Origin of the sequence: Ruminococcus sp. HUN007, assembly GCF_000712055.1 — a bacterium.
In the GTDB taxonomy this organism is placed as follows: domain Bacteria; phylum Bacillota; class Clostridia; order Oscillospirales; family Ruminococcaceae; genus HUN007.
Window position 1 is genome coordinate 1,262,191 of the sequence record NZ_JOOA01000002.1, and the last position, 21,272, is coordinate 1,283,462.

The 21,272-nt window shown below is 41.6% G+C and carries 17 protein-coding genes and 1 pseudogene; 5 read left to right on the top strand and 13 right to left on the bottom strand.

Annotation, left to right across the window (positions count from 1 at the left end; all coding sequences use genetic code 11):
- Nucleotides 1-6 precede the first annotated feature (6 nt).
- The 13 genes and pseudogenes from mraY to CC97_RS09660 form a co-directional block, all read right to left on the bottom strand.
- Nucleotides 7-1,056: a phospho-N-acetylmuramoyl-pentapeptide-transferase gene (gene mraY, locus CC97_RS09600; RefSeq protein ID WP_044974790.1), complete on the bottom strand. Its 1,050-nt coding sequence runs from the start codon at nt 1,054-1,056 to the stop codon at nt 7-9.
- Between the two features lie 34 nt (nt 1,057-1,090).
- Nucleotides 1,091-2,539: a UDP-N-acetylmuramoyl-L-alanyl-D-glutamate--2,6-diaminopimelate ligase gene (locus tag CC97_RS09605; protein WP_044974791.1), complete on the bottom strand. Its 1,449-nt coding sequence runs from the start codon at nt 2,537-2,539 to the stop codon at nt 1,091-1,093.
- A 22-nt stretch (nt 2,540-2,561) separates the two neighbouring features.
- Nucleotides 2,562-5,051 (bottom strand): penicillin-binding transpeptidase domain-containing protein, encoded by a 2,490-nt coding sequence (locus CC97_RS09610; protein WP_156036864.1) that lies wholly within the window; start codon nt 5,049-5,051, stop codon nt 2,562-2,564.
- A 124-nt stretch (nt 5,052-5,175) separates the two neighbouring features.
- Complete coding sequence (locus tag CC97_RS09615; protein ID WP_049962809.1) at nt 5,176-5,667, bottom strand: hypothetical protein; 492 nt, start codon at nt 5,665-5,667, stop codon at nt 5,176-5,178.
- A gap of 9 nt (nt 5,668-5,676) precedes the next feature.
- Nucleotides 5,677-6,601, bottom strand: a pseudogene (gene rsmH, locus CC97_RS09620) (16S rRNA (cytosine(1402)-N(4))-methyltransferase RsmH).
- Between the two features lie 323 nt (nt 6,602-6,924).
- Complete coding sequence (locus CC97_RS09625; protein WP_049962810.1) at nt 6,925-7,668, bottom strand: type III pantothenate kinase; 744 nt, start codon at nt 7,666-7,668, stop codon at nt 6,925-6,927.
- A 368-nt stretch (nt 7,669-8,036) separates the two neighbouring features.
- Nucleotides 8,037-10,955 (bottom strand): glycoside hydrolase family 44 protein, encoded by a 2,919-nt coding sequence (locus CC97_RS18830; RefSeq protein ID WP_049962811.1) that lies wholly within the window; start codon nt 10,953-10,955, stop codon nt 8,037-8,039.
- Nucleotides 10,956-11,210: 255 nt separating this feature from the next.
- Entirely contained in the window at nt 11,211-12,410 is a 1,200-nt protein-coding gene (gene tuf, locus CC97_RS09635) for an elongation factor Tu (protein ID WP_044974793.1), read from the bottom strand.
- A 127-nt stretch (nt 12,411-12,537) separates the two neighbouring features.
- Nucleotides 12,538-14,619, bottom strand: coding sequence for an elongation factor G (gene fusA / locus CC97_RS09640; RefSeq protein WP_044974794.1), 2,082 nt, complete (start codon nt 14,617-14,619; stop codon nt 12,538-12,540).
- A gap of 30 nt (nt 14,620-14,649) precedes the next feature.
- Nucleotides 14,650-15,120: a 30S ribosomal protein S7 gene (gene rpsG, locus CC97_RS09645; protein ID WP_044974795.1), complete on the bottom strand. Its 471-nt coding sequence runs from the start codon at nt 15,118-15,120 to the stop codon at nt 14,650-14,652.
- Between the two features lie 178 nt (nt 15,121-15,298).
- A complete protein-coding gene (gene rpsL / locus CC97_RS09650) occupies nt 15,299-15,724 on the bottom strand; it encodes a 30S ribosomal protein S12 (protein WP_044974796.1) in 426 nt (141 codons plus the stop codon).
- A gap of 277 nt (nt 15,725-16,001) precedes the next feature.
- Nucleotides 16,002-16,778: an ATP-binding protein gene (locus CC97_RS09655; protein ID WP_049962812.1), complete on the bottom strand. Its 777-nt coding sequence runs from the start codon at nt 16,776-16,778 to the stop codon at nt 16,002-16,004.
- A complete protein-coding gene (locus tag CC97_RS09660; RefSeq protein WP_044974797.1) occupies nt 16,768-17,472 on the bottom strand; it encodes a response regulator transcription factor in 705 nt (234 codons plus the stop codon). The genes CC97_RS09655 and CC97_RS09660 overlap by 11 nt, the downstream gene beginning before the upstream one ends.
- Before the next feature lie 395 nt (nt 17,473-17,867).
- Here CC97_RS09660 and CC97_RS20160 point away from each other — a divergent pair, with 395 nt between their 5' ends.
- From CC97_RS20160 to CC97_RS09680, 5 genes are all read left to right on the top strand, one after another.
- A complete protein-coding gene (locus CC97_RS20160) occupies nt 17,868-18,041 on the top strand; it encodes a hypothetical protein (protein ID WP_156036866.1) in 174 nt (57 codons plus the stop codon).
- Nucleotides 18,042-18,422: 381 nt separating this feature from the next.
- A complete protein-coding gene (locus CC97_RS09665; RefSeq protein WP_044974798.1) occupies nt 18,423-19,136 on the top strand; it encodes a recombinase family protein in 714 nt (237 codons plus the stop codon).
- Nucleotides 19,137-19,650: 514 nt separating this feature from the next.
- Complete coding sequence (locus tag CC97_RS09670) at nt 19,651-20,175, top strand: HNH endonuclease (RefSeq protein ID WP_044974799.1); 525 nt, start codon at nt 19,651-19,653, stop codon at nt 20,173-20,175.
- Nucleotides 20,176-20,180: 5 nt separating this feature from the next.
- Nucleotides 20,181-20,807: a DEAD/DEAH box helicase family protein gene (locus CC97_RS09675; protein ID WP_044974800.1), complete on the top strand. Its 627-nt coding sequence runs from the start codon at nt 20,181-20,183 to the stop codon at nt 20,805-20,807.
- 1 nt (nt 20,808) lies between these two features.
- Nucleotides 20,809-21,228 (top strand): hypothetical protein, encoded by a 420-nt coding sequence (locus CC97_RS09680; RefSeq protein ID WP_044974801.1) that lies wholly within the window; start codon nt 20,809-20,811, stop codon nt 21,226-21,228.
- Nucleotides 21,229-21,272: the final 44 nt, after the last annotated feature.

A 21,272-nucleotide genomic window follows, 5' to 3' on the forward strand; every position in this document is an offset into this window, starting at 1 on the left:
TGAGTATTAAACAAAATTATAGCAGATAACTACGGAAAGAATACCTGCAGCAAGTGCGGCTGCCGAGAAAAGAACAACTATTTTGTATTCTGAATAGCCGCACATCTCGAAATGATGATGTATAGGTGACATTTTAAATATTCTTTTGCCCTTGCCCTTTTCACCTGTCTTTTTATAGTGCTGATGTGCTGTTATCTTGAAATAGCTCACCTGGATAACAACTGAGAGTGCTTCAAGAATATAAACAATTCCGACAAGTATCATGAGAAGGTGATTGTGTGTGATCATGCTGACAGCTACAAATGCACCTCCGAGGTACATTGAACCTGTATCGCCCATGAAGCATTTTGCGGGATGGAAGTTCCATACGAGGAAACCGAGACATCCGCCTGCTACCGCAATAGCGAAAAGAGATACCTCATACTGTGAAAGTATCATGCATATGGTGGTGAGGGCGAGCATGGTAATGACTGTTACCGATCCGCACAGTCCGTCAACACCGTCGGTAAGATTGACTGCGTTTGAAACATAGATCATGACAAGTATCATGAGAGGATAGTAGAACCATCCTGCATCGAACCTGAGAAACATGAGGTTTATTTCAGTGGATGTATCGCCGAGGAAATGCATGGCAGCCAGAAACGCTGAACACACGATGAACTGGAATATCATTTTCTGCTTTGCATTCAGTCCGAGATTCTGCTTCTTTATGGCTTTTATGTAGTCATCTGCAAAACCAATGGCTGAAAACAGCACTGAAAACAACATGCATGAAACAAGCCTGAGCATACCGTTAAGTGCTATGCTGCTGTCCACATCAAAATAGAAGTGTCTGTAGCAGGTGTAACCAACTGCCGAAGTCACAAGGCTTGCAATAATGAACATGAATCCGCCCATGATCGGAGTTCCCTGTTTATCCTTGTGCCAGGCCGGTCCGATTTCCAGAATAGTCTGTCCGAAATGAATTTTTTTTAGATATGGGATAAGGGCAAGTCCGGTAACTGCAGCAATTACAGCCGACGCAACCGAAACTCCTATCCTTAAAGATAATGGCATTTTATTATTTTCCTCCTGCTGATTAATGAACGGTTCAGCGGCTGCTCAGAAGCTTAAGCCCCTCGGCTACTACTTCCCGTTCGTCAAAATGAATATGAACATTGTTCTTGAGTATCTGATAATCCTCATGTCCCTTGCCTGCAAGAACGATTATATCTCCGCTCCGTGCAAGTTCAAGAGCTCTGCAGATCGCCTCGCGTCTGTCTTCGACAACAACGTATTCGGTATCTGTTCCTTCAAGCCCGGCAAGAATATCCCTGATAATATCACCTGGTTCTTCACTGCGCGGATTGTCTGATGTCACTATGAGCAGATCTGCATATGCCGCTGCAGCCTTTGCCATAAGAGGTCTTTTGGTACTGTCGCGGTCGCCGCCGCATCCGAACAGACAGATCAGCCTGCCCTTACAGTATTCCCTTACACTGCTTAAAATATTTTCAACAGCGTCAGGCGTATGTGCGTAATCACACAGAACTGTAAAATCACGTCCTGTAGGAATGATCTCGCATCTTCCCTTTACGCCCGGATGTCCGGCAATAACAGGCAGTATCTTTTCAGAAGGAATGCCGAAATTAATGCAGGCAGCATAGGCTTCAAGAACATTCTCAACATTGAATTTGCCTGTCATTTTCATTTTAACTTCAAAGCTTTTCCCGTTATTTTCAAGGGTAAAAGCTGTACCGTCAGCTCCGAGTGAGATCCCGTGAGCCATGAAGTCCGCTGCTCCGTTAAGGCTGCAGCTGAATTTACGGCAGTTTATTTCTGAAAAAAGTCTTTTTCCGTATTCATCATCAGTGTTTATCACAGCAGTATCGGATACATCAAAAAGCATTTTTTTTGCCTTGTAGTATTCCTCCATTGTTCCGTGATAGTCGAGATGATCCTGAGTGAGATTTGTAAAAACCGAAACATCAAAATGCGTAGGTCCTATACGGTGCTGTACCAGACCGAATGATGAGACTTCCATAACGACCGCATCACATTTTTCCTCAGCCATCTGATGAAGAAGAGACATGTAATCGTAAGTCATAGGTGTTGTGTTATCGGTATGGATCACCCTGTCACCTATCTCATTCTGTATTGTACCGATAAGTCCCGTTTTATATCCGCATTCGGTAAGGATCTTTTTTATAACATTTGTCATGGTCGTTTTTCCGTTTGTACCGGTAACACCGATGACCTTCATTTTTCTTTCCGGATGGCCAAACCATGCAGCACAGAGCTCACCGTAACACTTTCTTGAACTGTCGGCTATGATCTGCCTTTCAAGTCCGAGATCGCGCTCTGTAACTACAGCAGCAGCACCGAGTTCCAGCGCTTCCGCCGCCTTTGTATGTCCGTCAAAGGAACCTCCCTTTACGCATACAAAAACACAGCCTTTTTCTATTTTTTTCGAATTGTCAGTTACGCCTGAAACTTCACAGTCCGGAAAAGTGACTGCACCGCTGTATGACGTACTTCCGAATAATTCTGATAATTTCAACTGAAACGCTCCTTTGTTCCCGTCAGCCGTTCTGATTGTTTACACCGAAAAGTACCTGAACGATCGAACCTTCAGTTACTGATGTTCTCGCTTCAACGCTCTGGCTGAGGACAATTGCCTCATCATTCTGGGAACCGTTTGCTTTAAGATTAAGTCCGAGTGTATCAAAAAGTTCCTTGACCTCGGCAATTTTCATGTTTGAAAGATCAGGCATAACTATGATCTTCGGCTCTGCAACGTGGTCTGTATACAGGAACACCTTGCATCCCGCAGGCATACTGCTTGTAAAGGACGGTGACTGTGAAACAACATTGTCGCCTTCGCCCCTGAGCACCGGTGTGAATCCTGCATCCTTGATAAGACCGGCTGCTTCCTCGGCTGACATTTCGTCAACGTCAGGAACACGCTTGTCCATTGTAAGAACTTCTTCGTCTGTGTACTCCGGATAGTATCCGAGGTACGGCAGAGTCTTTTCCATGATCTCACGCACGCACGGGGCAGCAATAACACCGCCGTATACTGATCCCTGCTGCGGTTCGTCAACCGCTACATAAACGACTATTTCAGGATCGTCAGCAGGCGCAAACGCACAGTATGATGCAACGTGCTGAAGAGAAGGTGCCGGATAGATCTTTACTGCTTCAGGAGATTTGTCAAGAAGTTTTTCGTATTTGTAGTTTTCCGAAACCTTCTTTGATTCCTTTTCCGCAGTACCGCTCTTACCGCCTATCTTGTAGCCGTTTATCTTGGCGTTTCCTGTTTCAGTGGCATCAACGTTGTTCTGAAGTGCCTCACGTACCAGCGCTGAAGTCTGTTCTGATATTACCTGACGTCTTATCTCAGGTTCGACCCTTAGAACTTCGTTCATGTCCGAATCGACAATACTTCCAACTATGTGCGGTCTTAAAAGATAGCCGCCGTTTATTGCTGCAGTATATCCTGTAATTATCTGGATAGGAGTAAGGCAGTTTGCCTGACCGAACGCAGATTCGGCAAGGTCAAAGTCATTGTTTCTTAAAACAGTTCCGCTGAGGAAAGCACTGTCAGCTTCCCCCGGAAGGTCAATTCCGGTAGGTTCACGGAGACCGAAGGCATCAGCATAGTAGCTGAATTTTTCTCCTCCTAGTTTAAGTCCTATCTGCATGAATGCCGGGTTGCATGAATTGAGCAGGGCTTTTTTAAAGTCCTGTTCACCGTGACCGTATTCCTTGTGGCAGTTGATCCTGGAATTATTGATCATTTCAAAGCCGTTGCAGACGTATTTGTCCTCAAATGAGGCTACCTTTTCCTCGAACGCAGCAGCACTTGTAAATACTTTGAAAACAGATCCCGGTTCATTGATAACTGAAATCGCCTTGTTTTTCCATACTCTTTCAAGAAGATCCGCTTCCTTGATCTTTTCAATTTCTCCCTTTTCGTTGATCTCAGGGAGTTCGGTAGAAGTGATCATTGTACTGTCCGAATTCAGAAGAGCCTGATCAGCTTCGGAAAGAACACCCTTGTTATTTATGTCGAATCCCGGTGCTGAATACATTCCGAGAACTGCGCCGGTCTTGGCGTTCATGACAATAGCACAGCCTTTTTCTGCCGCCTGCGAACTTTCGATGTATTTGTCGAGTGAAGTTTCACAGTAATACTGGATCATGGAATCGACTGTAAGATTGACTGAATTGCCGTCCTTTGCTTCGTAAAGCTTGGAGTAACGGTAAGGCATCTGCTCATCAAAAGCATCCTGTGCAGTGATTATAACTCCGTCCACTCCGGAGAGATACTCGTCGTACTGTTTTTCGATACCGTACTGACCTTTTCCCTCATAGTCAAGAAATCCTACTACAGACGATGCGAGATTATCCTGCGGATAGTAACGTTTCGGATTAGGCGTAAGCTTCATACACGTGATCCCGTTTTCGTACATGTAATCCTGTATCTTGTCCTTGACAGGCTTTTCCGCCTTCTGTGCAAGATAAATACATCTTGAATCCTGTTCCATTGCATCACGGATCACACTTTTGTCTATATTCATAGCACCTGCCAGAAACTCGGAAAAAAGAACCTTGTTTATCTCAGGAATTTTTTTACCGTTGAATTTACTTCTGACTTCACTGAGATTATATGTTTCCGGAAGGGCATCAAGAAATTCCATGACTTTGTTTTTTCTTACTGCTTCCGCCGCATCTGCTTTCTTTACACCAAGTTTTGAACTGACGTAATATGCAATTATATTTGAATTTTCAAGATCATTTTTTCTGAAAGTTTCCGGATCGATCATGATCTGATATGCAGTAGCACTCTGAGCAAGTATTTTTCCGTCCGAGCTGTATATGGAACCGCGGCTCGCCGGAATTGACTGTGCACCAAACTGATTCTCATCAGCTATTTTCTGAAAAGTCTTTGCGTCAGCGACCATGAGTTTGAAAAGATTAAGGGTTATTATCGTCGCAAAAGCAAATGTACCAGTGAGAATAGCTATGTTTGCTCTTCTTTTCATCCGGATAGAAGGTTGATCAGACAAAACTTAATCCTCCTGTTTTCCTTAAATACCTTCATTCAAACTAAATAGTCAACCCGTTAAACGTGATTGACCATTCAGTAAGTGTATTCTGTTTCGTTAAACGCTGATTTGCCTGTATAGTGTCCTATTCAAACCTGTAGGCAAACTTCACAAGCGCCTTTTTGACTTTTACAAAAAAGTTATCATCTTTTTCCGGTATCTTTACGACGTCATCCTGCTGGATGTCAACATACCATATCTGAGCCTTGTCAAGTTTTTTCAGACCTATTTCCTCAGCATATTCTTCAATGTTTCTGAGTGATGTATAAGACTCAAGTTCCGCCTTAAGTCTTGCGTTTTCGCTTTCAGCAACTGAAAGCTCGGTTTTCTTTGCGTTTATCTGGGTGTATATATCGCTTACCTGAACTTTTCCGTAAACAACACTGAAAAGAAGTGCAAGTGCAGCAAAAGCCAGAACTATGATCTTGAGAGTGTTGCTTCTCTCGATTTTTTTCTGCTGTATGATTATCTGTTCCTGAGTTTTTATTTCAGCTGCAGCATCATCGTTGCTGAGATTACGGTATTTATTCAGGTCGTAGTTATTTTCGTTGTCATATGCAAGATTTATCCCTGACATATCGACCACCTATATCCTTTCAAGCACCCTCAGCTTTGCGCTTCGGCTGCGGTTATTCTCTTCAAGCTCTTCAGCACTGGCTTCGATAGGCTTGCGGTTTACAAGCTTTGCCTGCGGAGTCCTTCCACAGATGCACTGAGGAAGCCGCGGATCACAGATACATCCTTTGCAGAGTGCGGCAAATTTCTGTTTTACCATTCTGTCCTCGAGCGAATGAAAAGTGATAACTGCGATCCTTCCGCCCGGCTTAAGAAGTTCAAAAGCTTCATCAAGTCCTTTCGAAAGATGATCGAGCTCACCGTTCACAGCGATCCTTACAGCCTGAAAAGTTTTTTTGCATGGATTTTTTTTCACGTCTTACCTTTGCAGGAACAGACTGCTTAACGATTTCGGCAAGTTCACCGGTCGTTAAAACAGGCTTTTCCGCACGCGCACTGACAATTTTTTCAGCTATGCGCCATGCAAATTTTTCTTCTCCGTATTCAAAGAGGATCTTTGCAAGTTCGTCTTTTGAATACGTATTTACTATGTCGGCAGCACTTAGGCCTTCTTTGCTCATACGCATGTCAAGCGGTGCATCTGCGTGATATGAAAAACCGCGTTCACCGATGTCAAGCTGGTGTGATGAAACACCAAGGTCAAGAAGAATACCGTCGACTTTTTCTATATTCATTTCGTTAAGTACTTCTCTCATTCTTGAGAAATTGCTTTTTACAACAGTTGCATTGTAAGGTGCAAGTCTCTCCGTGGCTGCCTTTATCGCATCGGGATCCCTGTCAAAAGCTATAAGTCTGCCGTTTTCGCCGAGCCTTTTTGCTATCTCAGTCGAATGACCGGCACCTCCTACAGTTCCGTCAACGTAAATTCCGTCACTTTTTACAGCAAGATTTTCAATGCATTCACTAAGCATTACGGACTTATGAACAAAATCCATTATTCCCAAAGCCTCATTTCATTTCTCTTTTTTTACAGATTTTTTCAGCATGAGAATATACTCCTTGCTATAATAATTATTATACTATATATTGCAATATAAAGTCAATGCAACTTCAATCCAAATGGTTAAATCAATTTGTATACTTTTATAGTGACAATGCACTAATCAGATTAATGAAATTTTAAGCTCAATAGATTTTTGTAATAAAAAATTTCATAATTGTAACAGTCAGGTAACAGAAAAGCTCCACGTCGTAACCTTCGCGAAGCTTTTCTGTAATTATTTCGTAATTTTCAGCAAACCGCTTTTTAAACCTGTACTCATTTTATGCGGTTGTATGTACGGTTGCAAATCAGTTTAAGACCTTCAAGCAGAAGAAACTCATCGTAGTCATACTTTCCGTTACAGTACGGAAGTATTACAGGAGCAAGACCGCCGGTAACGACTATGGCTGCATCCTCTCCGACCTCTTTCCTGTATCTTTCGGCCATACCGTCTATGAAGCAGGCTGCACCGACTATCACTCCTGACTTTACCGATGAGACTGTATTCTTTCCTATCAGTTCAAAATCTTCAAATCTGTCACTGATTTCCGGAAGCTGTTCTGCTGCGCGGTGAAGAGCGTCGAAGGATGTCTTCACTCCCGGATATATTGCATGTCCGAGATAGTTTCCGTTTCTGTCTGCAGCACAAACTGTTGTGGCAGTACCAAGATCAAATACTATTACTGGTTTTTTATACCTGTCAAAAGCAGCTGCTGCACCGCATATAAGATCAGCACCTGTCTTTTCCGGAGCATCAGTACATATCTTCAGTCCTGTATCGCATTCACTGTCAAGGAATTTTACATTACACTCATACAGATATTCAAGATATTTCTTCAGACGTTCATTTACAGAAGGAACAACAGAAGATATGAACGCCATGTTTACAGGATAATATTTTTCTGTAAGTTCCTTTACCTTGTGGTCACCCGTCTTTGTTCTGACAGTGTCAATGAGGCTGTCACCGTCGTAAACCCCGAAAACTGTACTTGTATTTCCAACATCAGCAACTAAAAGCATAGTAACTCCTATCTGTCAAAAGCTCAGGGAAGCCTGACATTATTTTTTCTGAAAGCAGTGACAGTACGCACATCGCCGCGGCCCGGTATGAAGAGTCACTGCCTTCGTACTGGTTCCGTCGCGCCGGTACCTGAATGATATCTGCTGTTTTACTTATAAAAGTATACCATAAAAAAGATGAAAAAGCAAAAGAACACCGGACCTGCCAGTACGACAGATCCGGTGTTCACATTATTCAATTAATCTTCAGGAAACACTGATTAAATCGTAAATCCGGCTTCGCCGGATTTACGGTTGGGGAGATTGCGGGGCTTCGCCCCGTGCCCCACGCTGATTTATGAATAAATCAGCGTTTCCTTAGGTAAATATCAGCCGAGCTTAACGCCTGGAACTTTTGATACATACTGTCTGAGAGTAGCAAGGTCTGTAAGACGAATATCGCCGTCAGCGTTTACGTCAGCTGCTTTAAGTGATTCATTACTGAGTTTTGTATCACCGAGGAGGTAAAGGCTTAATGTTGTGATATCTGTTACATCAATAACACCACTGCCGTCTATGTCACCGATTTTATATTCCCCGGCAGGTTTATTTGTTGGTTCCTGCGAAGGTTTATTTGTTGGTTCCTGTGAAGGTTCCTTAGTCGGTTCCTTTGTAGGTTCCTTAGTCGGTTCCTTTGTAGGTTCCTTAGTTGGTTCCTTTGTAGGATCTGCCGGCTTAGTCGGATCAGCAGATACTCCTGAATCAGCCTTTACAAGCTTGATTCCCTTAAGAGTAACTTCGCTGTTTTCTACCTGATCACCTGCGCCGTTGTTTACATACCATGTCTGGAATGTGAAGTTCTTCTGATCCTTAAGAAGTTCAGCAACACCCTTGATTATATCCTCGTCCTCTGTATCCTTTTCAGTTTTAAGATCGAGCACAGCAGGATCTGTAAGGTCTATTTCAACGGTACCTGACTTCTTGATATCCCAGTTGAAATGTACCCAGTAGTCAACGCCCTTGTACTTGACACTTGTGTCTACGCAGCCGTTCGCGAAAGTATTGTTTTTAATATCGATATCAGCAATAAGCTTTCCGCCTTCAGTTTTTTCAGGAAAGGAGATATCGTAGTTGCCTGCCTTTTCCTTGTCAGCAGTTACTTTGCCTTCGACCTCTTTTGTCTTCTGTGCAGGAACTGCAGCTTCTGAAGCTTTCTTGATCTGAGCGCCCTTGAGTGTTACGAGGCTGTGATCTGTATCTTCCCATGCAGCATCAGCAACATACCATGTCTGGAAGTTTGTTGATTTTGCATTTGACTTCTTAACTGCTTCAGCTACCTTGGCGATAACTGCTTCGTCCTTGATCTCAACACCTTCTGTACCGGAAACATCCATTACGCCTGTTGGTTCATCGAGTGAAAGTTCTACCTTGCCTGATGTTTTTGCGTTCCAGTCATAGTGTACCCAGTATGGTGTGCCGTCAACCTGAACATTGAAGTCGATGCATCCCATTGCTGACTGTGTATCCTTGAGATCAATGTCAAGAACTACAGGATTGCCGGCAATAGCTTCGTCAAATGAGATACCGAAGTATCCCGGTTCTGTACCCTTTGATACTGTACCGTCAACGTATTCGAAAACAGGTTCTGTCTTCTGTGTTACCGGCTTATAGTCCTTTTCATCGTCGGAAACGATAACTTCTGCAATTGAAAGCGGAGGAACTTCAACAGTAAGCTTGTTGTCCTTGATATCGTTAAGGCTTACCTTGTGGATGATCTCCTTTGAATCGCCTGAAAGAATATAAACTGCGGCATTCTTGTATGATGTCTTTGATCCCTTGAGATCGATCTTTGCATTTTCTGTCTTTTCCTGATCCTTGTTTGTAAGGATAACGCTTACTGTACCCTGGTCATTGTCCTTGATAGAAGCATAGCAGGTTGACTTGATGTAATCCTCTGTCTCTGATTCAACAAGAGTATTACCGAATGATGATCCTTCACCGTCATAGTTTGTGAAAAGGTTGATAGCGCTGTACTGGTACGGTACGTCATCAGCCCAGAGAGTAGCAAGGTAAACGTCGTTCTTTGCAAATGTTCCGAGTGCGTCTACTTCTGCGATAGCACCGGCAATGGCATCGCCGCCGCCGAAGTCATATTCTGTAACTGCGAGTTTTGTGCCAGGATAGTACTTGGCTATGGATTCCTTCATCTTTGTAAGGATCGGAATGTTCTGCTGACAGTAATCACCTATCCAGCTGTTTTCCTTGTAATCCTTCTCGATGAGTGTTCTGTAAGACTGAGTCATTTCATCGATACCCTTCTTGTGTTCAGGGTTGCCGCACATACGTGTATCACACTCAGGACACTTTGCTTCAGTATAGTAATGAACATCGAGTACGTCGAGAAGTCTCTTGCCTGATTCTTCTTCAGCCTTCTTCATCTGTTCAAGGTAGTATGAAATGAACCAGTCGTACTTTCCGTCAGCGTTTACTGTCTTCCAGTCTGTTGAACCGTCCTTGGCGCTGAGCTGTACAAAAGCTGTATAACCGAAGAGTGCAGGTCCGAAGATCTCAGCCTTAGGGTCAACTGACTTAACTGCCTTAGCTGTGTCAACTGACTTTTTAACAAGTTCTTCCGCAGTAACTTCGTCCTTATGCATTCTTGAATGTGTGTGGTGCCATAAGCCAGGTTCGTTGTCAAGGCTCCAGCCCTGGATACCTGTTTCTGACTGTGAGTCACCGAAGTTCTTTACAACGTAGTTTACATATTCGTCCATGTAAACCTTGCCGTCTGTAAGATCAGGTGTAAGAGAAAGATCCTTGCCCTTTGCTGCGATTACTTCATTCCATCTTGCGCTCGGAGCAGCTTCGCTTTCTTCTACTGTTCCTTTTGTATCTGCTGATACATATCCGCACATCTGAACAGTAGCAAGCTTATAGTCGATGTTCCCCTTCTTCGCTTCCTTTGAAAGTGTACGTACACCGTCAGCAGGATCTGAGCTTGCTGAAATGTGTGTATCGGAAGAATGCTTCCAGTCTGAACCCGCGTTGGAAGCGTTTGTTTCCCAGTTGTAGCCTGAGAAACGGTTACCGCCCTGTCTTACAGAGTTTACCTGAAGATTCTTGTCGAGTCCGTGTTCGTTGATTCCGTAGATGTAAGGGCTGATTGCCTTGCCCTTGTCAGCGAGATTAACTGTAACACCCATATCATATGATGATGCTGAATCAGCAGCATATGTTACAGGATTAACTGCAAGCATTGTCATTAACAGTGCAGTAGTAACTGCACCAGCCTTTTTGATTGTATTCATCGGTATTCATCCTTTCAATAATTTAAGCTTGTTTAAGTTAATTATTGCTTAATTTATTTTCCTGTTTAATATTATACATCAAGAATTTTGGTTTGTAAATATCTTTTTAGAAAAAATCGTAGGATTTATGCGGTTTAAACAAATTTGATTAAACGTTTACACTCCTTTATATTTTATTGTAAAAAAAGAAACAGCAGATGCACGAATGCATCTGCTGTTATATAGTCAATGTATATTAACTATGGTAAGATTCAATTATTCGTTGATAGCTGTAACAACGCCTGAACCAACTGTACGTCCACCTTCACGGATAGCGAAACGGAGACCAGCTTCGATAGCGATTGGTGTGATGAGTTCAACGTCCATTTCAACGTTATCACCAGGCATGCACATTTCCTTGTCAGCAGGAAGTGAAACTATACCAGTAACGTCTGTTGTTCTGAAGTAGAACTGTGGTCTGTAGTTGTTGAAGAATGGAGTATGACGGCCGCCTTCTTCCTTCTTAAGAACGTAAACCTGACCGTGGAACTTCTTGTGTGGGTGGATTGAGCCTGGCTTACAAAGAACCTGACCTCTTTCGATATCTGTTCTCTGAACACCACGGAGAAGAGCACCGATGTTGTCACCAGCTTCAGCGTAGTCAAGAAGCTTTCTGAACATTTCGATACCTGTTACAACAGTCTTCATCTTTTCTTCCTTGAGACCAACGATTTCAACTTCGTCAGACATGTTGAGCTGACCTCTTTCAACTCTACCTGTAGCAACTGTACCACGACCTGTGATTGTGAATACGTCTTCTACTGGCATAAGGAATGGGAGATCTGCCTTTCTTTCAGGTGTTGGGATGTATGAGTCAACAGCATCCATGAGTTCAATGATCGGAGCGTAAGCTGGGTCATTGATATCATCCGGAGCTTCGAGAGCCTTAAGAGCTGAACCCTTGATGATCGGTGTGTCATCGCCAGGGAATTCATACTTGTCGAGTGTTTCACGAATGTCCATTTCAACGAGTTCGAGAAGTTCTTCGTCGTCAACCTGATCAGCCTTGTTCATGAATACAACGATTGCCGGAACGCCAACCTGACGAGCAAGAAGGAGATGTTCCTTTGTCTGAGCCATAGGGCCGTCTGAAGCAGCAACAACGAGGATAGCACCGTCCATCTGAGCAGCACCAGTGATCATGTTCTTAACATAGTCAGCGTGGCCTGGGCAGTCAACGTGAGCGTAGTGACGATTCTTTGTCTCGTACTCAACGTGAGCTGTGTTGATTGTGATACCTCTTTCTCTTTCTTCCGGAGCAGAGTCGATGTTAGCGTAGTCCTTCTTTTCTGCAAGGCCCTGAAGAGCGAGTGTCTTTGTGATAGCTGCTGTAAGAGTTGTCTTACCGTGGTCAACGTGACCGATAGTACCGATATTTACATGTGGTTTGTTACGTTCAAATTTTTCCTTTGCCATTGGATTTTTCCTCCTCAATAAAAATTATAGAATAGCTTTATACTATGATATCAATTTTAACAGATATCAGATATAAATTCAAGTGTTTTCGGAATATTTTTAAAATATTCCTTTAAGAAAAGCAGAATTATTCAGCCTTGCTTCTCTTGCTGATGATCTTTTCAGCGATTGACTTCGGAACTTCAATGTAGCTGTGTGGTTCCATTGAGTACTGTCCACGACCCTGTGTCTTTGAACGGAGGTCGTTTGAGTAACCGAACATTTCTGAAAGCGGAACAAGACAGTCAACCTGTACAGTACCTGGTCTTGTTTCCTGACCGAGGATCTGGCCTCTTCTTGAGTTGAGGTCGCCGATAACTGTTCCGAGGTAATCATCAGGAACAATTACTGAAACCTTCATGATAGGTTCAAGAATTACAGGGTTAGCCTTTCTCATAGCTTCCTTGAAAGCCATAGAACCAGCGATCTTGAATGCCATTTCAGATGAGTCAACTTCGTGGTATGAACCGTCGTAGAGGTCAACCTTAACGTCAACTACCTGGTAGCCTGCAAGAACACCGGACTGCATAGCGCCCTGGATACCAGCGTCAACAGCAGGAATGTATTCCTTAGGAATAGAACCGCCGACAACTGAGTTCTTGAATTCGTAGCCCTTACCTGACTCGTTAGGTTCAACCTTGATCTTAACGTGTCCGTACTGACCCTTACCACCTGACTGACGTGCATACTTCATGTCAACATCAGCAGAGTTCTTGATTGTTTCCTTATATGAAACCTGTGGAGCACCTACGTTAGCTTCAACCTTGAATTCACGGAGAAGTCTGTCAACGATGATGTCGAGGTGAAGTTCACCCATACCAGCGATGATAGTCTGGCCTGTTTCTTCATCTGTCCATGTCTTGAATGTAGGGTCTTCTTCAGCAAGCTTTGAAAGAGCGATACCCATCTTTTCCTGGCCTGCCTTAGTCTTAGGTTCGATAGCGAGGTTGATAACCGGTTCAGGGAATTCCATTGATTCGAGAATAACCGGGTGCTTTTCATCACAGAGTGTATCACCTGTTGTTGTGTTCTTGAGACCAACAGCAGCTGCGATATCACCAGCATAAACTGTTTCGATATCTTTTCTGTGGTTTGAGTGCATCTGAAGGATACGACCAATTCTTTCCTTGTTGTCCTTAGTAGCGTTGAGTACTGAAGAACCAGTTGTGATTGTACCTGAATAAACTCTGAAGAAGCAGAGCTTACCAACGAACGGGTCAGTAGCGATCTTGAATGCAAGTGCTGAGAATGGTGCGTCATCTGATGAAGGACGTTCACATTCTTCGTCTGTGTCAGGGTTGATACCCTTGATTGCAGGTACGTCAAGAGGTGAAGGCATGTAGTCAACTACTGCGTCGAGGAGTTTCTGTACACCCTTGTTCTTGTATGAAGTACCGCATACAACAGGAACCATCTGGTTAGCTATTGTAGACTTTCTGATGCACTTCTTGATTTCTTCGATAGTGAGTGTTTCACCAGCAAAGTATTTTTCCATGAGTTCTTCGTCCTGTTCAGCAACGTGCTCGAGGAGAGCTTCATGGTATTCCTGTGCCTTGTCAGCCATGTCAGCAGGAATTTCTTCTACTCTGATGTCCTTTCCGAGGTCATCATAGTAAACGTAAGCCTTCATCTCAACTAAGTCGATGATGCCCTTGAATGTTTCTTCTGCACCGATTGGAAGCTGGATCGGAACAGCATTACAGTGTAATCTGTCCTTCATCATGTCAACAACGCGGTAGAAGTCAGCACCCATAATGTCCATCTTATTTACATAAGCCATTCTAGGTACCTGATATTTATCAGCCTGACGCCATACAGTTTCAGACTGTGGTTCAACGCCGCCCTTAGCACAGAAAACTGTTACAGAACCGTCGAGAACTCGTAATGAACGCTCAACTTCAACTGTAAAGTCAACGTGACCAGGTGTGTCGATGATATTGATTCTGTGACCTGACCAGTAAGCTGTTGTAGCAGCAGAAGTAATTGTGATACCTCTTTCCTGCTCCTGCTCCATCCAGTCCATTGTTGCTGAACCTTCATGAGTTTCACCGATCTTGTGGTTTATACCAGTGTAGAAAAGGATACGCTCAGTTGTGGTTGTCTTACCAGCATCAATGTGGGCCATGATACCAATGTTTCTTGTATTCTCAAGTGAACAATCTCTTGACATTCTAAAACCTCCGTAATCTTATTTACAGAATTACCAGCGGTAATGTGCAAATGCCTTGTTTGCTTCAGCCATCTTGTGTGTGTCTTCACGCTTCTTGCAAGAACCGCCAGTACCGTTAAGAGCATCAAGGATCTCGCCTGCAAGCTTTTCCTTCATTGTCTTTTCGTTTCTGAGTCTTGAATACTTTGTGATCCATCTTAAACCTAATGTCTGACGTCTTTCAGGACGAACTTCCATTGGTACCTGGTAAGTAGCACCACCCATTCTGCGTGCCTTAACTTCGAGAACCGGCATAATGTTTTCCATTGCCTTCTCGAAAACCTCCAGAGCATTTTCACCTGTCTTTTCAGCGACGATTTCAAATGCTTCGTAAACGATCTTCTGAGCAACACCCTTTTTACCATCAAGCATTATGTTGTTGATTAAGCGTGTTACCAGCTTAGAATTGTAAAGCGGATCCTGTAATACATCACGCTTTGCGATATTACCTCTTCTTGGCATTTTCGCTTCCCTCCTTCATATAATTGTGAATGAAATCATAGGTACTCGTTTGATCTTAATTGATCACCCGTCAAGACCATGCAGAGAGGTATATATTATCTATATAATCTCCACATTAAATCTTTGTGGTAGTTGAATCCTATTTTAGTGAATGAATAACTGCGTTTTAAGTAATAAATTACTTAGCTGCGCCAGCCTTAGGTCTCTTAGCACCGTACTTTGAACGAGCCTGCATTCTCTTTGCAACGCCCTGTGCATCAAGAGTACCTCTGATGATGTGGTAACGTACACCAGGAAGGTCCTTTACACGTCCGCCTCTGATGAGAACAACGCTGTGTTCCTGAAGGTTGTGACCGATACCCGGAATGTAAGCTGTTACTTCGTATCCGTTTGTAAGTCTTACTCTGGCGATCTTTCTCATAGCTGAGTTAGGCTTCTTAGGTGTAGCTGTTCTTACTGCAGTACAAACACCGCGCTTCTGTGGTGAGCTAACGTCTGTTGTGATCTTCTTCTTAGCGTTGTAGCCCTTCTGAAGAGCAGGAGCAGTAGACTTAACCTCCAGAACATCTCTTCCCTTACGTACTAACTGGTTAAACGTAGGCATTATTTTTCCTCCTTCTTAAAATATTTAATATGTGATAGAGCATCACACTTATCCATTATACCACAAATACGCCGTTTGTCAATAGATTTTTTACCGCCTGAAATAAAATTTATCCGAAATTACAAAAGCATCCGCCGCTGAATCTGAATGCCGGTATAATATATACATTTTTTAAGGTAAAAACTGAGCATGACGGAAAACTTATCAGGATCAGAAGACAGAAATGCCGCAGCAGTTTTGTATTCTGCTGCGGCGTGTTTGTTTTTTATTTTGTGACTCAGCTGTACGCTTCGAGTTCCTCTTCGGTCATCTTTTCGGAGAAGCAGAAAGTGAATGTCGTTCCTTCACCTACTTTGCTTTCGGCGGTTATCTCTGCACCGTGGCGTGATGCTATCTCTCTGGCAATGGCGAGTCCGAGACCGGTGCCGTTACGATTCTGGCCGGTCACGGTACGGTGAAATTTTACGAAAATAAGAGGAAGTTCATCTTCCGCAATACCGCATCCGGTGTCACTTACAGTAAGGTACAGTTTTTCGTTTTCCATATGCTGTGACACAGTTACTCTGCCGCCTTTGTCTGTGAATTTTACTGCGTTGTCAAGGATGACAATGAGCATCTGCCGGAGCCTTGCGTAGTCTCCGTTCACTATGAACACCGGTGATTCATCACCCGTTTCAAGTGAAACGCCTTTTTCCTCAGCGATCTTTTTCAGACTGCGGCACACATCAGACACTACATCCGCGATGTTTACAGGCTCACGTATAATGCTGAATGACGCGCTCTGAAGTCTTGAAAATTCAAGAAGATCAGTTACAAGGCGCTGCAGGTAGATGCTTTCATTCAGCATCTGACGGTGATATTCCTTCACCTGTTCACGCTCACAGATGATGCCGTCGCAGAGCGCTTCAAGCGAACCGCGTATTACGGCAACAGGTGTCCTGAGTTCATGGGCAACAGATGAAACAAAGTTCCTGCTTGCTTCCTTTTCCGCCGCGGCCTTTGCTTCAGCCTCCGCAAGACGGCTTTCAAGAAGAGATTCTTCTTCAGCTTTCATTGTTTTCTGCCACCTCAAATTTGTACCCCATTCCCCATACTGTTTTTATATTCCACTTGTCATGAGGATATTCGTCAAGCTTTGCACGAAGGCGCTTGATATGTGAATCGACCGTGCGGCAGTCGCCATAGTAATCATATCCCCACAGGCTGTTCAAAAGATTTTCCCTTGTAAACACCTTGTCCCTGTTGTCTGCCAGTGTCCAGAGTATCTCGAGTTCCTTCTTGGTCAGCGGCACCTGTTTTTCATCTATGCAGACACGGAAATTGTCCATATCAATAATAAGATTATCGTATCTGAACTGAGTCTTGTTATCATTTCCGCTGTGTTCAAAATAGATCCTGCGGAGAAGCGCTCTCATTCTTGCAACGACTTCATTCGGTGAACACGGTTTTACAATGTAGTCATCAGCCCCGATGCCCAGACCCATTATTTTTTCGTAATCGTCACCGTGACTTGTGATCATTATTACAGGCACGTTCGAAGTCTTTCTTATTTCCCTGCACACATCGTATCCGTTCAGTACAGGCATTGTAACGTCAAGGAAGACCATGTCCAGTTCGTTTTTAGAAAAAATATCAAGCGCTTCCCTGCCGTCAGCCGCTACAAGAACATTATAGCCTTCCTTTTTTATGTATTCGGATAAGATCGAACTCATCTCGACACTGTCATCGGCGATAAGTACATTTGCCATATTGATTCTTCCCTTCAGTATTTTCGCTGAAGCCGGAAAAACTCTGACTTCCGCTTTATTTACTTTTATTATACTGCGGAAACCTTAAAATAATTTTAAAAAAAATGGACTTTCCCGCAAAAACACCTGCAGGAAGCAGCTGATTCTGTGATCTGTATGTTATCTGCTTTGTTTCCGGAAGACAAGTACGTAATAAAGCGTACAAATCTGTTCCCGCTCCAAGAAAATTTTACGCATTAGCCACATATAAAACATATGAATTCACAAACCACGTAAAACCGTGACTGTATAACTCTTATTTTTAAAATTGACAGCATAATGACAGCATAATATTAAACGGGTGTCAGTAATGGCATATCATTTATAAATAGTATCAATATAAGGAGCGAATTAACATGAACAGCAAGACAAAAGCAAACGTTAAAAGATTAGCACAAACACTTGACAGATACAGCGATGATAAACGTGTAATAGAGATCCTTGCACATTATCTCAATTATGATCCTGAACAGCTCAAACAGGATATAGCAGATTTACAGGCAGTAATCAAGGAACTTGACAAAGATTAAATGCACTTTTACAGCCGATTGATATATTTTTAAGTGCTAATATAAAGCTAATCAGTATGTATTTTTCAAATATCCGTGTAAGGAATAGCAACCAGTCCGCAACCCCTAAGACATCTTACTATTGGAGCGAGGCATATTTAAAGATACTATCGGAGCGGCAAAGTGTCGAAATAATAGCACGGCAACGCCTAAGTTATCTTAGGGCTATCGCATATACCTAAAGATAGTATCAAAACTATAGTATCAAAACCGAGGTCTGATGAAAAAGTATCAAAAGTTATTGACATTTACTTGATTTGTCGATATAATTAGAGTATAGAAATGTATAGAAATTAATGTTCATTCGTATTGATACTTATAACTTAAAAAGGGGTTGTTACTATGACATACGGATATTGCAGAATTAGCACCAAACTACAGAACATTGAAAGACAGAAGCGAAACATTAAAGCGGTTTACCCTGATGCACTCATAATTGAAGAAGCTTTCACAGGTACTAAGATCACCGGCAGAAAAGAGTTTACAAAGCTTATTAAGGCAGTAAAGAAAGGCGATACTATAGTTTTTGACAGTGTAAGCCGAATGAGCAGAAACGCAGAGGACGGAATTAAACTGTATATGCAGCTCTTTGATAATGGCATAGAATTAGTATTTCTCAAAGAACATTACATTGATACATCAGTTTACGCAGAAATGTTAAACGACAGAATACAGCTTACAGGAACGATTGAGGACGAGATCTTCAAAGGAATAAATAATTACTTCAGAAAGCTTGCTGAAAAACAAATTAGAATAGCATTTGAGCAGTCAGAAAAAGAAGTAAAAGACCTTCAGCAGCGTACTAAAGAAGGAATTGAAACAGCTCGATTAAAAGGAAAACAAATAGGCGGAGTCAGCGGAAAGAAGCTTACAACGAAGAAGTCTGTTAAAGCAAAGGAACTTATACAAAAATACTCAAATACTTTTAATGGAAAAAAGAACGATGAAGAAACAATTGCCAAGCTTGAAAAAGAAAAGTGCAAAATTGCAAGAAATACTTATTACAAATACAAAAAAGAACTTATTGCAGAACTTCAGGCAGAGCAAGACCAATAATAAATGATTACAGCCGATTGTAAATTAATACAGTCGGCTTTTTTACGTCTACACAGCACGACAGCAACCAGTATAAGCATATACACACAAGTATCATGATCAGATTAACAGGCTTGTTTATGCCTTGTGTAGTTGGTTACACAGCGGTACAGGACTGTATTTACATTTCCGGCAGCGGTTAGATTTGAAAAGGCGGTTATATGTTACCTCTATCAATCATCAGTTTAAAATCAATATCAAAGTTCTAAGCAAATTATAGAACTATGTTTACTTATTGAATGATATTACAGAAAAATATGTGTTGACATTTGAAAATGTATGTGATATAATACAGATGTTGAAATAAATAATAGAAGGCACAGGCTATAAAAGGAGTTTACCATAATAATACGGAAATCAAAGCGTTTATTTTCGCTTTTATTGGTATGCTCTTTTTTATAAGCTTGTGTTTTTTTTATTTATTTCACGCCTTCTATTTTATTTCATTAATATATTTAAGAAACGGGGGTATTTTATGGGACAAAGGAACAAAAGGCATTTTGTACCTGAAACATATAAAGTCGAAGAAAGACTTAAAGCAGAAACGGGTTTTAATTGGATTTGGTATAAAAATTCATACTATTTTAGCGATCAAGGCGGAGTATATAACCAAGACAATGACAAGTTTTTAAAACCACAATTAAATTTTGATAAAAACGGAAAGCCGGACTATTCAACTATACAATTATGCTATAACGGTAAGAGCCAAAAGAAAGATATACATTCAATCATTGCAGAGCTATTCTGCAAAAAATATCTTTATGCAGATAAGCCAAAGCTATTAGTACATCACATTAATCATAATAAAGCTGATAACAGAGCTGTAAACTTAATATGGTTGACTCACAAACAACATAGATTAGTTCATAACGCACCACCTGAAGAAGTAGACACAAAAGACAAGATAAAAACATACCTTGATATATGCGGTTTTCCGCTCAGTTTGAAAGGCGGAACAACGAGATATATTGCACAAATAGTAATTGTTGATAAGGAGTAAAACCCATGTATTACTCTGATAAGATAGAAGATGCAGACAACGAGAGATGGATTAAAAACAATGATTTTGTGTATTTAAACGGTGATACCGGCACAGGAAAAAGCACATATATATTTGAAAAGCTGATACCTCATATTTTGTGGAATACCCACAAACATATATTTATACTTAGCAATAGAAAATTATTAACCAAACAACACAGGAAAGCAGCTAAAACACTTGATATAAACTATGAATTTTACGAAATGAACGGCTATTTTGTAAGTGAACGATATAGCATAATGACTTATCAGGCGTTTCATGATATATATATCAAAAAAAGAAATATTGAAATTGACTTAGATTGTGAAGTATTTAGCGGTGATGATTTTGTATTTATCTTAGACGAATGTCATTACTTTTTAAGTGATTTTTGGAACAAAACAACGGAGCAAACACTAAACACAATTCTTAAATTCAAGGCAACAACCTTTTTTATGTCAGCTACCGGGGACAATGTAATTGATTTTGTCAATCTTATTTCTGATAAGAAGATAACGGAGCAAAACACAGTAAGTATATTTCAGGATTACAGTAATATCACGCTTAAATCAATTAAAGACAACACCAAAAAACCACAAGGAAATTGTTAAATTGATTTGTGATAAGCTCGACAATACCAGTGATAAAGTAATGTATTATCTTAATGACTCTTTAAAATTAGATGCTATAGCAAAAGAGCTGAAAGAGAGATACAAGCCCGATGATATAAGACTATGTTACAGCCCGAACAACCGTAAAAAGCCTTCTTTACCTTCAGAAGATAACCAAGCATTTACGGACGATAAACAAATGAATTGCAGATGCATTTTAACAACTAAGATAATTGATAACGGTATCGATATATTTGACGATGCATTGAAACACGTTATTATTGATTTAACCGAACCGGAAACGATAATACAGGCTATAGGCAGAAAGAGAACAAAAACACCGCTAACCGTATATATTAATGAGCCTAACCAAATAAACGTGAAAAAAATGGATCAAGGAAAAACAATATCAAGCAGCTGAAAGCAAAAGCCAATTAAATAAATATCAATATCAGACGATTGTTA

Bases quoted from the DNA above. Each gene is read 5' to 3' on its own strand.
- CC97_RS09625 (WP_049962810.1), bottom strand. From the start codon at position 7,668: ATGCTTTTAGTTGCTGATGTTGGAAATACAAGTACAGTTTTCGGGGTT.
- mraY (WP_044974790.1), bottom strand. From the start codon at position 1,056: ATGCCATTATCTTTAAGGATAGGAGTTTCGGTTGCGTCGGCTGTAATT.
- CC97_RS18830 (WP_049962811.1), bottom strand. From the start codon at position 10,955: ATGAATACAATCAAAAAGGCTGGTGCAGTTACTACTGCACTGTTAATG.
- CC97_RS09670 (WP_044974799.1), top strand. From the start codon at position 19,651: ATGGGACAAAGGAACAAAAGGCATTTTGTACCTGAAACATATAAAGTC.
- rpsG (WP_044974795.1), bottom strand. From the start codon at position 15,120: ATGCCAAGAAGAGGTAATATCGCAAAGCGTGATGTATTACAGGATCCG.
- rpsL (WP_044974796.1), bottom strand. From the start codon at position 15,724: ATGCCTACGTTTAACCAGTTAGTACGTAAGGGAAGAGATGTTCTGGAG.
- CC97_RS09675 (WP_044974800.1), top strand. From the start codon at position 20,181: ATGTATTACTCTGATAAGATAGAAGATGCAGACAACGAGAGATGGATT.
- fusA (WP_044974794.1), bottom strand. From the start codon at position 14,619: ATGTCAAGAGATTGTTCACTTGAGAATACAAGAAACATTGGTATCATG.
- tuf (WP_044974793.1), bottom strand. From the start codon at position 12,410: ATGGCAAAGGAAAAATTTGAACGTAACAAACCACATGTAAATATCGGT.
- CC97_RS20160 (WP_156036866.1), top strand. From the start codon at position 17,868: ATGAACAGCAAGACAAAAGCAAACGTTAAAAGATTAGCACAAACACTT.
- CC97_RS09615 (WP_049962809.1), bottom strand. From the start codon at position 5,667: ATGTCAGGGATAAATCTTGCATATGACAACGAAAATAACTACGACCTG.
- CC97_RS09655 (WP_049962812.1), bottom strand. From the start codon at position 16,778: ATGAAAGCTGAAGAAGAATCTCTTCTTGAAAGCCGTCTTGCGGAGGCT.
- CC97_RS09665 (WP_044974798.1), top strand. From the start codon at position 18,423: ATGACATACGGATATTGCAGAATTAGCACCAAACTACAGAACATTGAA.
- CC97_RS09660 (WP_044974797.1), bottom strand. From the start codon at position 17,472: ATGGCAAATGTACTTATCGCCGATGACAGTGTCGAGATGAGTTCGATC.